Source organism: Paraburkholderia sejongensis, from assembly GCF_020880815.1.
Taxonomy (GTDB): domain Bacteria; phylum Pseudomonadota; class Gammaproteobacteria; order Burkholderiales; family Burkholderiaceae; genus Paraburkholderia; species Paraburkholderia sejongensis.
The window spans coordinates 185,765-200,101 of record NZ_JAJITD010000007.1 but is presented as its reverse complement, the minus strand read 5'-3'; the positions used below and the strand labels follow the sequence as shown (position 1 = coordinate 200,101).

The 14,337-nt window shown below is 65.3% G+C and carries 13 protein-coding genes; 4 read left to right on the top strand and 9 right to left on the bottom strand.

What is annotated here, in order from left to right:
- Positions 1-13 precede the first annotated feature (13 nt).
- The gene (locus LJ656_RS15865) at positions 14-1,738 is read right to left on the bottom strand and encodes a M48 family metalloprotease (protein ID WP_230510356.1); all 1,725 of its coding nucleotides are present in this window, start codon (positions 1,736-1,738) and stop codon (positions 14-16) included.
- A 289-nt stretch (positions 1,739-2,027) separates the two neighbouring features.
- Between LJ656_RS15865 and moaC the strand changes: the two genes are divergently transcribed.
- Entirely contained in the window at positions 2,028-2,507 is a 480-nt protein-coding gene (gene moaC, locus LJ656_RS15860; RefSeq protein WP_230510355.1) for a cyclic pyranopterin monophosphate synthase MoaC, read from the top strand.
- A 68-nt stretch (positions 2,508-2,575) separates the two neighbouring features.
- Entirely contained in the window at positions 2,576-2,926 is a 351-nt protein-coding gene (locus LJ656_RS15855) for a nucleotide pyrophosphohydrolase (RefSeq protein ID WP_230510354.1), read from the top strand.
- 63 nt (positions 2,927-2,989) lie between these two features.
- Here LJ656_RS15855 and LJ656_RS15850 read toward each other — a convergent pair whose 3' ends face one another.
- From LJ656_RS15850 to recA, 8 genes are all read right to left on the bottom strand, one after another.
- Complete coding sequence (locus LJ656_RS15850; RefSeq protein ID WP_230510353.1) at positions 2,990-4,780, bottom strand: PglL family O-oligosaccharyltransferase; 1,791 nt, start codon at positions 4,778-4,780, stop codon at positions 2,990-2,992.
- A 184-nt stretch (positions 4,781-4,964) separates the two neighbouring features.
- Positions 4,965-5,588, bottom strand: a complete 624-nt coding sequence (locus LJ656_RS15845; protein ID WP_329958878.1) for a pilin — start codon at positions 5,586-5,588, stop codon at positions 4,965-4,967.
- 175 nt (positions 5,589-5,763) lie between these two features.
- A complete protein-coding gene (locus tag LJ656_RS15840; protein ID WP_230510352.1) occupies positions 5,764-6,468 on the bottom strand; it encodes a TerC family protein in 705 nt (234 codons plus the stop codon).
- Between the two features lie 176 nt (positions 6,469-6,644).
- Positions 6,645-7,526 (bottom strand): succinate--CoA ligase subunit alpha, encoded by an 882-nt coding sequence (gene sucD, locus LJ656_RS15835; RefSeq protein WP_075302688.1) that lies wholly within the window; start codon positions 7,524-7,526, stop codon positions 6,645-6,647.
- Positions 7,527-7,667: 141 nt separating this feature from the next.
- Entirely contained in the window at positions 7,668-8,837 is a 1,170-nt protein-coding gene (gene sucC, locus LJ656_RS15830) for an ADP-forming succinate--CoA ligase subunit beta (RefSeq protein ID WP_075302690.1), read from the bottom strand.
- A gap of 55 nt (positions 8,838-8,892) precedes the next feature.
- Positions 8,893-9,567: a DUF2889 domain-containing protein gene (locus tag LJ656_RS15825; RefSeq protein WP_230510351.1), complete on the bottom strand. Its 675-nt coding sequence runs from the start codon at positions 9,565-9,567 to the stop codon at positions 8,893-8,895.
- A 137-nt stretch (positions 9,568-9,704) separates the two neighbouring features.
- Positions 9,705-10,493, bottom strand: a complete 789-nt coding sequence (recX, locus tag LJ656_RS15820) for a recombination regulator RecX (protein ID WP_230510350.1) — start codon at positions 10,491-10,493, stop codon at positions 9,705-9,707.
- Positions 10,494-10,500: 7 nt separating this feature from the next.
- Complete coding sequence (gene recA, locus LJ656_RS15815; RefSeq protein WP_230510349.1) at positions 10,501-11,580, bottom strand: recombinase RecA; 1,080 nt, start codon at positions 11,578-11,580, stop codon at positions 10,501-10,503.
- A 254-nt stretch (positions 11,581-11,834) separates the two neighbouring features.
- Here recA and LJ656_RS15810 point away from each other — a divergent pair, with 254 nt between their 5' ends.
- Positions 11,835-12,581 (top strand): response regulator transcription factor, encoded by a 747-nt coding sequence (locus LJ656_RS15810; RefSeq protein WP_230510348.1) that lies wholly within the window; start codon positions 11,835-11,837, stop codon positions 12,579-12,581.
- 9 nt (positions 12,582-12,590) lie between these two features.
- Complete coding sequence (locus LJ656_RS15805; RefSeq protein WP_230510347.1) at positions 12,591-14,129, top strand: sensor histidine kinase; 1,539 nt, start codon at positions 12,591-12,593, stop codon at positions 14,127-14,129.
- Positions 14,130-14,337: the final 208 nt, after the last annotated feature.

The following is a 14,337-nucleotide window of genomic DNA, read 5'->3' as shown; positions in this document are numbered from 1 at the left end:
TCAACTAACTGCGCTAACCTTTCTCGTCCAGCCGCTCTTCCTTGTAGCGGCTCTCCATCTCGTGCAGACGCGCGTCGACGGTTGCGAGGTCGTAATAGCCGATCGTCTTCAGATCGCGCGCGTCTTTTAGCTGGCGGATCGCCGACGGCCACGCGCCGTCGAGCGCGAACTTCTCCGCCATCGCCCGATGCTGCATCAACACATCGCCGCTGCCCGCGCTCGCCTGCGCGAGATACAGCCACCACGCGGGCTGATCCGGATGCGCGCGGGTCTCCTGTTTCGCGAGCGCTTGCGCGTCGGCGAAACGGTGCAGCGTGAGCAGCGTGCGGATGTGCATGTCGATCGCCGCGTTCGAGTCCGGCCAGCGCTTCTGCGCCAGCGCCGCAAGCCGCGCCGCGTCGTCGTCGTGACCGGCGCGCCGCGCGATGTCGGCCGCCAGCACGTCGAGGCTCGGCGCACTGCGCTCGGGCTCGCCGGCCTCGCGCGCGCCCGCCGCGAACGCCGCGCGCGCGGTTGCCAGCGAGGCCACCGCGTCGTCGTAACGCTCCAGCAGCATCTGCCCATACGCGATCCCGTACCAGTTCGCCGCGGCGTTCAGCGCGGTGCGTTCGTCGATTTCCGCGCGCAACCGGGAAATTTCGTCCGCGTATTCGTTGCGCGCGTGGTCCTGCAACAGGCGCGCGCGGGCCCGCACGAAACCGTATTCGGGGTCCTGATGCGGCTGGCGATACGGCGCGCGGCGCGCGCGATCGTCCATGTCGGCGATCCGCTCGCCGGTCAGCGGATGGGAGCGCGCATACGCCGGAATGCCGTTGTCGTTCATCGCCGCGCGATCGAGCCGGCCGAAGAACGACGACATCGCATACGGGTCGTAGCCGGCGCCCGCGAGCAGCAGAAAGCCGACGCGGTCCGCCTCCTGCTCGGCCGAGCGGGAAAAGCGCAACTGGCTGTCGACCGCGTACGCCTGGCTGCCGATCGCGATCGCGCCGCCGAGGTCGCCGCTGTGCGCGAGCACCCCCGCCAGCACGCCGAACAGCATGCCGAGCAGCGCCGCGTAGCCGCTGCGCTCGCCGGTCGAGATCATCCGCGAGATATGTCGCTGCAGCACGTGGCCCATCTCGTGGCCGAGCACCGACGCGAGTTCGGACTCGGTCTGCGTCGCCGCGATCAGGCCGGTGTTCACGCCGATGAAGCCGCCCGGCAGCGAGAACGCGTTGATCTGCGCGTCGCGGACCGCGAACAGGTCGAAGTCCGGACGATAGCCGCCGATGTACAGCGCGTTGGCGGCCGCCGCGAGCTTGCCGGCCACCGAATTGAGGTAGTCGCGCACCAGCCAGTCGTCGAGATAGTCGGGGTCGCGCCGCACTTCGCGCATCACGCGATCGCCGAGCTTGCGTTCGGCCTGCGGCGTCAGCGAACCGGAACCGCCGCTGCCGAGATCGGGCAATTGCTGCGCGGCGATCGGCGCGCGCCAGCCATCGCCGGTGTGGCTGCCGGCGCCGACGGCACCGGTCGAAAAGCGGCTTTGCGCGCCGCCGTAGGTGCCGAACACGCCGCGCGCGATGTCGGGCGGCAGCACCGGATCGGCGTAGCTGTCGGCCGATCCGCTGACCAACGGCGACTCGGCGGACGGCAGGTTCGGCGCGAAGCCGGTCACGCTCCCCGCTTGCGCGAACGCGCCCGGCGGCGCCATCAGCGCGCCGGACAACAACGCAGCGAGAAACCGTTTTGCACGCATCGCGGGGCCGGTCTGACGAAGTCGAAAAACGCCGCGTGCCGGCCGGACTAACATAGCGGGCATCGGCGTCGCGGGACATAGATCGGGCTAAGCTCGGGTACAGCTGACGGCAATTGTAGCCAGTCGCCGCGACGGTTCGGAAGCGGCGCGCGCTCTGTTGCGAGGCTGTGACGAGGCTGTGTCGAAATAGCGGCAAGGCTTGCGCGGCGCGGCTATCGCTCTGCCCTATCGCACCTGCATCGCAGCGCTAACGCACTGCTATGATAGGCGCCCTCTGAAGGAGCCAACCATGCCAGAACTCACTCATTTCGATGCGACCGGCCAAGCGCATATGGTGGACGTCGGCGGCAAGCAGGAGACGAAACGCATCGCGGTCGCGCGAGGTTCGATCCGGATGCTGCCCGATACGTTCGCGCTGATCCGCGACGGCAACGCCAAAAAGGGCGACGTGATCGGCATCGCGCGGATCGCGGCGATCCAGGCTTCGAAGCGCACCGCCGATCTGATTCCGCTGTGCCATCCGCTCGCGCTCACGCGCGTAAAAGCCGATTTCGAACTCGACGACACGCTGCCCGGCGTCCACTGCACGGTGCAGGTGGAGACGCTCGGACGGACCGGGGTGGAAATGGAGGCGCTGACCGCGGTACAGGTCGGACTGCTGACCGTGTACGACATGTGCAAGGCGGTCGATCGCGGGATGGTCATCACCGATGTGAAGGTGATGGAGAAGCATGGGGGGAAGTCGGGGGATTGGGTGGCGGGGGCTTGAAAGCCGGTTCTATTAGCGCCGGATAAGCGCCGGCCCCAGAATTATCCCGCGACGCTCAGGACACCGATATGACCCACGACGAACTGCTCGAACAGCTACTGGCATTTCGCGACGCGCGCGACTGGAAGCAGTTTCATACGCTGCGCAATCTGATCGTCTCGACCGGCATCGAAGCCGGCGAGCTGCTGGAGACGATTCAGTGGAAAACCGATGCGCAGATCGACACGATGCTCGGCGACCGGGAGCAATTGACCGACCTGCGCCACGAATGCGCGGACGTCTTTATGTATCTGCTGCTGGTCGCGCATACCGCGGGCTTCGACCTCGTCGACGCGGCCGCGGAAAAGCTCAAGCTGAACGAGGTCCGCTATCCGGCGGACAAGGCGAAAGGAACGGCGACGAAGTATTCGGAGCTTTGATGGTGGGGTAAGGGCCAGCGGTGAAGTCCGCGCCCCCTGCCCGCGCAGACCAGCCTTCCATGCTCACTCGTCGTCGCTATCCTCGTCGTCCGACTGGTGCGCGCCGGCCGCCGGCGTACCGTAACGCTTGACCAGCTCCTCCCTGAAGCCCGCGAGCGACTTCTGCTCATCGACCAACTCGTACAGGTAACCGAGCTGCGCCGGCCAGTCCTTCAATTCCTCGGCAAAAATCCGCAGCCGTTCGACCGTATCGAGCGCCGCCGCGGTATCGCCGGTCAATGCCTGCAACACCGCGTAACGGCGCAGCACCGTTTCGCCCGGCAGCAGCGAGATTGCGCGGCGATGCATCGCGAGCTTGCGTTGCAGGTTCAGCGGATTCATCGGCTGCAGCGTCGCGAGGCCGTAGTCGCCCCACGCGCCGAACAGCAACGACGGATCGGCGGCGTACTGTTCGGCCGGCCGCGAGCCGTAATACAGCACCTCGGCGCGCGCATAGTCGCGATACACCGGATACAGCGACGCCAGCCCGCCGAACACGACCACCGCGAACGCACCGAGCGACACGTTCGCCGGCACGATCCGCAACGGCCGCGTTTCGAGCAGACCGAACACGAACATCGCCGGCAGCAGGAAGAACATGTATTGCTGCGGATACTCGACCAGCGCGTGCATCGTCAGCACGCCGATCAGCGCGATGCCGAACACGCGCGCCGCGCTCTGCGGCGCGCGCACCACCCGCACGAGCCACGCGATCAGACCCAGCAGCACGATGCCCAGACCGATCAGACCGGTCTTCGCGAGCAGGTCGATAAAGATGTCGTGCGAGTTGTTGGCGATTTCGACGCCGCCGAGTTGCTTGACGAGCTCGAACTGATAGTTCGGGAATTCGCCCCAGCCGACGCCGATCAGCGGATGGGCCTTGAACATCGTCAGCCCGTATTTCCACAACGCGAGGCGCGGCGCGATCTGGCCGGCGTCCTTGAAGCGCTCGGCCGCCGACTGTCCCAGCTCGAGGTTGTAGTGCACGTTGGCCCAGCGGATCAGCGCGTTGACCACGAAGAACAGCACCGCGAGCGCGATCGGAATCAGCCATTCGCGGTTGCTGCGGCGCAGTTGCGCGTCGCTGCGCATCTGCGCGAACGCCATCCAGAAACCGGCGACAACGATCACGCCCATCTGCAGCCACGGCCCGCGCGACACGGTCAGCGCGAGGCCCACCGAAAACAGCGTCGACACCAGCAGCCAGATCGGCAGCGCAATGCGACGCGTCTGCACGAGATACAACGCGCCTGCCACCGCGAACGCGATGTAGGTCGCCAGGTGATTCGCCTGCGCCATGTTGCCGAACGGCCGGCGCTCGATCGTGATGTTGTAGGCGACGACGAGCGGCGCGACCCGCGTCTCGAGATGAAACAGCTGGATCACCTGGCTGAACACCGCGAACAGACCGCCGACGATCAACGCGCCGGCCGCCCAGCGCAACGCGGTTTCATCGAGCTTCACGCGCGCGAAGCCGTAGCCCGCGTGCACCGCCATGAACGCGGCGAGCAGGAAACCGGCGCCGAGCCAGTTCATCGACGGCTGCTCGACCGGCAACACGAAGGTCTGCACGACCAGCAGCAGGCCGAACAGCAGCGGCACCAGCGCGACCGTCGGCGACGCGAAGGCCACGCGCGGCCGCGTGGTCGCGACCAGCAGCACGACCGCGGCGCCGGTCAGCAGATACAGCGCGAGCGTGGTGAATTCAGCGTAGAAAGTCGGGATCGGGTAGGTGTGGGCTGCGACCGCATAAGGCAGCACCAACGCGAGAGCCAGCAGAACGAGAGACAGGTAGCGCGCGAAAGGGGTGGGCATCGAATCAACGGGTGGGCGTCAGCAACCGGCGCACTATACAAAAAATTCCTTGCGCTGTGCGCCGGCCCCGCCGAAATAGATGAAAAATCAGCCTATTAGGTGGCCGCTTCGCGTCATCGCGTCAGCCGCTGCCCCGCCGCTTCGAGCGTCGGCTCGCCCCTCTTTCACGCGCTGATGCGCCGACTTACGAGCGGCATTCGGGCGGCGCCAGATTGGCCGCGAGCGTCGGCGCTTCGGTGGGTGCCGGACCCGCGCCCGGCGCCGGTAGCGACGACGCGCTCTTGCCGCTGACGAAGCATTCCCAGGTCAGCGCGCCGCTGAGCACCGCGTCCCTCGTCAACGCGACGCGCGCGGTCGGCGCATCTGCGTTGTCCGGCACCGACGGCACCAGCGCCAACGTGTTCGCGCCCGCCTGCGCGACGCGCGTCGTATAGGTCACGGTGATCTGCCCGGTGTCTTCGTCGATCCGGATCGACTCGACATTGCGGGTGGCCGGCGGCGACGTGTAACCGCCGCCGAACGCATTGCCGCTCGCGGCGTTTTCGGCCACCGCGAGCCGCGCCGAAGCCGCCAGCGACAACCCTTCGCCGACCCGGCTTCGCGCCAGATAGTCCTGGTACGCGGGAATCGCATAGGCGGCGATCACGCCGACGATCGCCAGCACGATCATCAGTTCGATCAGCGTGAAGCCGACGCCGCAGCGGCGGCACGCGCGCAACAGACGCCTCTGCCAGCCGGCGCGCCACCATGCGTGGCGCGGCGAATGCTTCGAGTGGGAGTAAGGGGAATACGGCAGGGTCACGATCATCGGCAGCCTCCTGATACGAAAAACGCCTGCCCCGCGGATCGGGAACAGGCGTTTCAATCGTAGCGAGCAAGGCTCGCGCGGCACAGTCGGCCGGATGGCCAGGCTGGTGCCGCGGGTGGTGACGAGGCAGGCGTGGAATCACGCTCGCGTCGGCAAGCAACGCCGGCGCGCCCCGTCAAACCGCCGCGCGTCGCGCGTTACGCCGCTTCAGCAGATATCCAGCAAGCACGACGAATACCGCCCCCGCGATACTCATCCCATACTCGGCAACCGGCGAGTCGAGAACCGGCCAGCGATCGCCGGCCGGATCGTTGACCATCAGCCCGCCGGCGATCCAGCCCAACAGCGCCGCACCGAACAGCACGACGACCGGGAAGCGATCGAGCAGCTTCAGGATCAGCTGACTGCCCCACACGATCAGCGGAATGCTGACCACGAGACCGAAGATCACCAGCGCCAGCCGATGCTCATGCTCGGCGGCCTCAGCCGCGCCGGCGATCGCGATCACGTTATCGACGCTCATCACCGCGTCCGCGACGATGATCGTCTTGATCGCGGAAATCAGCTTGTCGGCCGGCTTCACGTTGTCATGCCCGTCGTGGGCCGGCGCGAGCAAACGCACGCCGATCCACAGCAGCAGAATGCCGCCCGCGAATTTCAGAAACGGCACATCGAGCAGCGCGACCGCGAACGCGATCAGCACCACCCGCAACAGGATCGCGCCGGCCGTGCCCCACAGCACGCCGCGCAGGCGCTGCTGCGGCGGCAGATTGCGGCACGCGAGCGCGATCACGACCGCGTTATCGCCGCCGAGCAGGATATCGATGACGATGATCTGGAACACCGCGCCCCAATGGAGCGTCGAGAAAAATTCGAGCATGAGAAACGCTTGAAAAAAGTGCGCCGGGGCGAGCGCCGCAGCGGGTATCCACGACTAACCGCACGGACGAAAAAAAGCGGGGGAGTCTGCACTCCCCCGCTTTTCGGGACCGCCCGCTCACGAAAGGACCTCGTAAGCGTATCAAAATCGCGTGCGCGGGGCACGCGAATTCGTTTTTACAGCATCGCCTTCAGAAGACGCGCCATTTCCGACGGGTTCTTCGTGACCTTGATACCGCATGCGTCCATGATTTCCAGCTTCGCGTCAGCGGTGTCCGCACCGCCCGAGATCAGCGCGCCGGCGTGGCCCATGCGCTTGCCCGGAGGCGCCGTGACGCCAGCGATGAAGCCGACCACCGGCTTCTTCATGTTGTCCTTGATCCAGTGCGCAGCGTTCGCTTCGTCCGGACCGCCGATCTCGCCGATCATGATGACGGCGTCCGTATCCGGATCGTCGTTGAACATCTTCATCACGTCGATGTGCTTCAGACCGTTGATCGGGTCGCCGCCGATACCGACTGCCGACGACTGGCCGAGGCCGATCGCGGTCAGCTGGCCGACTGCTTCATAGGTCAGCGTGCCCGAACGCGACACGACGCCAATGCGGCCTTTGCGGTGGATGTGACCCGGCATGATGCCGATCTTGAGTTCGTCCGGCGTGATCGTGCCCGGGCAGTTCGGTCCGAGCAGCAGCGTCTTGCGGTTTTCGCGACGCATACGGTCCTTGATCTCGATCATGTCGCGGACGGGGATGCCTTCCGTGATACAGATTGCGAGATCCAGGTCGGCTTCGACTGCTTCCCAGATTGCCGCGGCAGCGCCTGCCGGCGGCACGTAAATCACCGACACGGTCGCGCCCGTTTCAGCCTTGGCTTCAGCGACGCTAGCGTAGATAGGAATGCCTTCGAAATCTTCGCCGGCGCGCTTCGGGTTCACGCCCGCGACGTACGCTTCGCGGCCGTTTGCGTATTCACGGCAAGCACGCGTGTGGAACTGACCGGTCTTGCCGGTGATGCCCTGCGTGATGACCTTGGTGTCTTTGTTGATCAGAATCGACATGTATTGACCTCTGTTCGTTTGGTGTCGCGCGGTGGCGCCGCGAGGCGTGCCGTTGCACGCCCGCGTCGCTCGCGCGCCGCCATTCGTAGACCAGGCAAGTGAGCTGGCCGATGAGCTGGTAAACGCGCTGGGGACTGAGGCTTACGCCTTGCCCGCTGCGGCCGCGACGACCTTCTGAGCCGCTTCTTCCATGCTGTCCGCCGAGATGATCGGAAGGCCGGATTCGGCGAGCATCTTCTTGCCCAGATCTTCGTTCGTGCCCTTCATGCGGACCACCAGCGGCACCTTCAGCGACACGGCCTTCGACGCCGCGATCACGCCTTCCGCGATCACGTCGCAGCGCATGATACCGCCGAAGATGTTGACCAGAATCGCGGTCAGGTTCGGGTTCTTCAGCATGATCTTGAACGCTTCGGTGACCTTCTCGGTCGTCGCGCCACCGCCGACGTCGAGGAAGTTCGCCGGTTCGCCGCCGAACAGCTTGATGGTGTCCATCGTTGCCATTGCGAGGCCCGCGCCGTTCACGAGGCAGCCGATGTTGCCGTCGAGCGAGATGTACGCGAGGTCGAACTTCGAAGCTTCGACTTCAGCCGGATCTTCTTCGTCCAGATCGCGGTAGGCGACGATTTCCGGGTGACGGAACAGCGCGTTCGAGTCGAAGTTGAACTTCGCGTCGAGTGCGATGACCTTGCCGTCGCCGGTCAGGATCAGCGGGTTGATTTCCGCGAGCGATGCGTCGGTTTCCCAGAATGCCTTGTACAGGCCTTGCAGGATCGCACGAGCTTGAGGGATCGAAGCGTCGGGCACGCCGATCTTCTTCGCGAGGTCGTCGGCTTCAGCGTCCTTCAGGCCGGTCGACGGATCGACTGCAACCTTGTGGATCAGCTCAGGCGTCTTTTCCGCGACTTCTTCGACGTCCATGCCGCCTTCGCTCGATGCCATCACGACGATCTTCTGCGACACGCGATCGATCACGAGACCGACATACAGTTCCTTCTTGATGTCAGCGCCTTCTTCGATCAGCAGGCGATTCACCTTCTGGCCTTCCGGACCGGTCTGGTGCGTGACGAGCTGCATGCCGAGGATCTGGTTCGAGTATTCGCGAACCTGTTCCAGCGACTTGGCGACCTTCACGCCGCCGCCCTTGCCACGGCCACCCGCGTGGATCTGAGCCTTCACGACCCACACCGGGCCGCCGAGCTCTTCCGCGGCCTTGACCGCATCATCCACCGAGAAGACCGGCTTGCCGCGCGGTACCGCGACGCCGAATTTCCGCAGGATTTCCTTACCCTGGTACTCGTGAATCTTCATGCGTGATTCCCTTCAGTCTGAGAGTTGGATTGAACTTCGATTCCGCCGCCGCCATTCAGGCCGACGCGCTGCCGCCTTCTTCACGAACCGGCGTCTCGCCCGACGAGGCCGCGCGTTCCGCCGGACGCGGTGCGTGGCCATACCAGCGCGGATAAAACTGTTTCACCGCCTCGCCGTCGAAACGCAGCGCGTGGCAGCGTCCCAGCTGGAATGGCGGTTTGTCGTTGGAATGTTCGCCTGTGCCGTCCGCCGCCGCGTCTGCCGAATCCGCGTCCGCGCCGGGCTTGCTGTCACCGGTGTTCCACACGTCGCCGGCGAACGCCTGGATCGCGGCGGTCGGCAGGATCGCGCACAACTCGGTGAGATGCGTGCAACCGGCCGTGCCGGCCAGCAAACGGGCAGCATCGCGACGGAAGTTGTGGAACAGATTGAGCCCGATGAGGGCACGGTAGGCGGGATTGCTGGTCTGGCACAACCCTGGATAGGGAACCCAGTCGGACGACGCTTCAGCGTCGACGACATTGAGCTCTCGATCGATGGTGATGCGAAGCCAGAGTTCATGGATCGGCTGACCATTTGGCCGGACACCCGACGCAAGCGCCACCTCACGCGGCTTTTCGTCGGTCAGGCACGCTTCCACATCCCACAGGCCATCGGCTCGCTCAAAGGCTTCCGCTCGGATTGCGCGACGATGGCGCAACTGACGGGACACTGGCGGGGAGAGCGGCATGCGGGAAGGAAAGACCGGTTGGAAAACCTCTGGATTTTAGCATAACGGGTATTTGGGATACCCCGGATTGCGCACGACTGTGCGGCGATGCGCGGCGCGTGAATTGCCCGGCTCCCGCTGTTGCCGCGAGCGCTGCGCTAGTCGCCTTCCCAGAGCTCTTCAACGCCCTTCAGGATCTTGCCGATCGTCGCGCCGGAAAAGCCTCGCGACGCGAGAAAGCGTGCCTGCTTCGCACGCTCGGCCGGGGTCCCGGGGAGCTGCCCGAACTTCTTGCTCCACACCGCGTGGGCGCGCGCGAGTTCGGTTTCGCGCAGTTGCGCGGTGGCCTCTTCGACGAGCACCGGGTTCAGCGCGTGCTGTTTGAGTTCGCCGAGAATGCGGCTCGTGCCGAGCCGCGATGCGCGCCGGTGGACGAGACTTTCCGCAAAGCGTGAATCGGATAGCCAGTTTTCGGCTTCGAGTAAATCGAGCACCGTGTCGAGCGAATCGTTTTCTTCGACGTAGGGCTTCAGCTTGCGCGCCAGTTCCGCGCGGCTGTATTCGCGACGCGACAGATAGCCCAGTGCGCGCCCCTTCAGCGAACGGGTTGGACGCCGGGATTTCGACGGTTGGTCAGCGGATTGGTCCGGCTTCGCTTCGCCGGGTCGGCGGCGCGAGCGGGTGTAGGTGGCTTCGGTGGGAGCTTCGGAGAAATCCGCGCTCGCCGATGCGGGAGACACGCGGGAAGATGTCGATCGCGTACGCTGCGGGCCACGGCCCTCGGCGCGATCGTGTGCGTCGAAAGATTCGAATGGGTCGAATGAGTCGAGGTGATCTGGCGGAGCGCCGGCGGATGAACCCCGATCATGAGGTGATCCATCCGCCGGGTCGCGCGGGCCGCCCGGATAGCGTCCGGAATCGGACAAGGGCCGGCCTTTGCGTATCACGTGATGCTTACTCTTCTTCGCCCGCGACTTCTTCCGCGTTTGCGCCGGTCACTGCGTCCGCCATTGCGGTGACGCCCAGCGATTCGCGGATGCGGTTTTCGATTTCACGTGCGATCTCAGGATTTTCGCGCAGGAATTCACGCGCGTTGTCCTTGCCCTGACCGATCCGTTCGCCGTTGTAGCTGTACCATGCGCCAGCCTTGTCGACGATCTTCGCCTGCACGCCGAGGTCGATGATTTCGCCCTGACGCGAGATGCCCTCGCCGTACAGGATGTCGAAAATCGCTTCGCGGAACGGTGGCGACACCTTGTTCTTGACGACCTTCACGCGCGTTTCGTTGCCGATCACTTCGTCATTCTTCTTGATCGAACCGATACGGCGAATGTCCAGACGCACCGATGCGTAGAACTTCAGCGCATTACCGCCAGTGGTGGTTTCCGGGTTGCCGAACATCACGCCGATCTTCATACGGATCTGGTTGATGAAGATCACGAGGCAGTTCGTACGCTTGATCGTGCCGGTCAGCTTGCGCAGCGCCTGCGACATCAGACGTGCCTGCAGACCCGGCAGCGAGTCGCCCATTTCGCCTTCGATTTCAGCCTTCGGCACCAGCGCCGCGACCGAGTCGATCACGATCATGTCGATCGAGCCCGAGCGCACCAGCGCGTCGGCGATTTCGAGCGCCTGTTCACCGGTGTCCGGCTGCGAGACCAGCAGGTCGGCGACGTTCACGCCGAGCTTGCCCGCGTACTGGATGTCCAGCGCGTGTTCCGCGTCGATGAACGCCGCAGTGCCGCCCAGCTTCTGCATTTCGGCGATGACCTGCAGCGTCAGCGTGGTTTTACCGGACGATTCCGGACCGTAGATTTCGACCACACGGCCACGCGGCAAACCGCCGACGCCCAGTGCGATGTCGAGGCCGAGCGAACCGGTCGAGACGACCTGGATGTCTTCGACTGCCTCACCTGCGCCGAGCCGCATGACCGACCCTTTGCCGAACTGCTTTTCGATCTGCGCGAGCGCGGCGGCCAGTGCCTTGCTCTTTTCAGCAGTCAGTCCAGCCGAGCCTTTCTTGCTTTCTTCCATGAATCGTCCTTTGCTATGATGAACGGCGTCTGAGGCAGGTGTGCGCCCGGTTTTCAGCCAGATTTGGCGTGACTCTGAGGAACAGCACACGAAACGCAGACACTGTATAAAAAAACAGTAGTTTTGGCAAGCGGGATTGTCATGCGATCGTGCATTTTTACTGTCGCGCCGCCTCAACTACTCACAATCATTGTTCGGAGACCGCTGCGCGCCGCGGCAAGCCCCACGGTGCCGGCAAAGCCAGCTGGCGCATCATGCGAATTCTGATAGCCGAAGACGACAGCATACTCGCGGACGGTCTGGTTCGATCACTCCGCCAATCGGCCTATGCGGTCGATCACGTGAAAAGCGGCGTGGAAGCCGATACCGCGTTGTCAATGCAGACGTTCGACCTGCTGATCCTCGATCTCGGCCTGCCGCGCATGTCTGGACTCGAAGTCCTGCGGCGCCTGCGCGCGCGCAATTCGAACCTGCCGGTGCTGATCCTGACCGCCGCCGACAGCGTCGACGAACGCGTGAAGGGCCTCGACCTCGGCGCCGACGACTACATGGCCAAACCGTTCGCGCTGAACGAACTCGAGGCGCGCGTGCGGGCGTTGACCCGGCGCGGCGCGGGCGGCGGCCCGACCGTCACGCGGCACGGCTCATTGTCGTTCGATCAGGTCGGCCGGATCGCGTACGTGAACGACCAGGTAATCGATCTGTCGGCGCGCGAACTCGGTCTGCTCGAAGTGCTGCTGCAACGGATCGGCCGGCTGGTCTCGAAGGAGCAGCTGGTCGACCATCTGTGCGAATGGGGCGAGGAAGTCAGCAACAACGCGATCGAGGTGTACGTGCACCGGTTGCGCAAGAAGATCGAGCCGAGCGGCGTGCGGATCATCACCGTGCGCGGGCTCGGCTACTGCCTCGAAAAGGCCGCGCCGACCTCCCCCGCCGCCTCCGAGTCTCGTGCAACGCCGCCCGCGTCCGACGCGATGCCGGCGAGCCACCACTACAAGTAGAGGGCCGCGATGTCCGCACGCGCTGATCGCGCCACGGCGCACGCGGCGGACCTCGACGAGGCGCGCGACGCCCGCTACGCGAACCCGTTCGCCCCACCCGACGAAACCGAAGCCGCCGCCGAGGCGCGCCCGCGCTCGCTGTTCGGCGAGATTCTCGACTGGATGCTCGCGCCGCTGCTGTTGCTGTGGCCGATGAGCCTCGCGGTCACCTATCTCGTGGCCAAGTCGATCGCCAACGGGCCGTTCGACCGCGCGCTCGAAACCGATGCCTACGTGCTCGCGCGCCAGATCCATCCGGTCAACGGCGTGGCCGAGCTGACGCTGCCCGAATCGACGCGCGACTTCCTGCGCGCGGACAACGTCGACAGCGTGTTCTTTCAGGTGCTCGGCACGCGCGGCGAGCTGGTCGCCGGCGAGCGCGACATGCCGCTGCCGCACGAGGAAGACCGGCCGCAGGCGGGGATCGTCGAATTTCGCGACGACGTGCTGCGCGGCAACGACATTCGCGTCGCCTACACGACCGTCGAGTTTCCGCAGACGCCCGGCGCGCAGCCGGTGCTGGTGCAGGTCGCCGAAACGCTCGACAAACGCAGCGCGCTCGCCAACGACATCATCAAGGGCGTGATCCTGCCGCAGTTCGTGATCCTGCCGCTCGCGATCCTGCTGGTGTGGTTCGGCCTGTCGCGAGGGCTCGAGCCGCTGCACGCACTGCAGGCGCACATCCGCGCGCGCCGCCCGGACGATCTGTCGCCGCTCGAAGCGCGCCGCGCACCGCCCGAAATCGAGCCGCTGGTGACCTCGTTCAACGATCTGCTCACGCGCCTCGAACAGAACATGGAGTTGCAGAAGCGCTTTATCGCCGACGCCGCGCATCAGATGAAAACCCCGCTCGCCGGCCTGCGCACCCAGGCCGAACTGGCGCTGCGGCAGGATGCGTCGGCCGAGGTGCATCGCTCGCTCGAACAGATCGCGACCAGCTCGGAACAAGCGGCGCGGCTCGTCACGCAGCTGCTCGCGCTCGCGCGCGCGGAGAACCGTCGCTCCGGGCATATCTTCACGCCGGTCGAGCTCGGCGAACTCGCGCGCAACGCGGTGCGCGAGTGGGTGCAGCCGGCGCTCGCCAAGCAGATGGATCTCGGCTACGAAGCGCCCGACGAGCCCGTCGAGGTCGACGGCAATCCGGTGATGCTGCGCGAAATGCTCGCGAATCTGATCGACAACGCGATCCGCTACACGCCGGCGGGCGGCCGTATCACCGTGCGGGTGCGACATGACCCGGCCGCGCGACTCGTGCACCTCGAAGTCGAGGACACCGGACTCGGCATTCCGGTCGCCGAGCGCTCGCGGGTGGTCGAGCGCTTTTACCGGATTCTCGGCCGCGAAGGCGACGGCAGCGGGCTGGGTCTCGCGATCGTGCGGGAGATCGCCGCGATGCACGGCGGCGAGCTGACGATCGACGACAACGTCTACCAGCAGGCGCCGCGGCTCGCCGGCACCCTCGTGCGTGTGAGCCTGCACCCGCTCGAACGGGGACGGGACTTACCCTAACCCGGCCCGTCGTCAGCAACTCCGGAAAGACAATTTTGAGATGATTCGAAGCACGTTGCAGCACGTTCGCGGCGAATTTCGAGAAATTGTCGACAGGTTCGCCGGCATAGCGAACTACCCCAAGTCGCGCGGCCGCGTCAGAACGCCGTAAGTTTCCGCTCCAATAATCGGTTGCACGGGAACGCCTGGACCGGCGTCCGTGGGCATA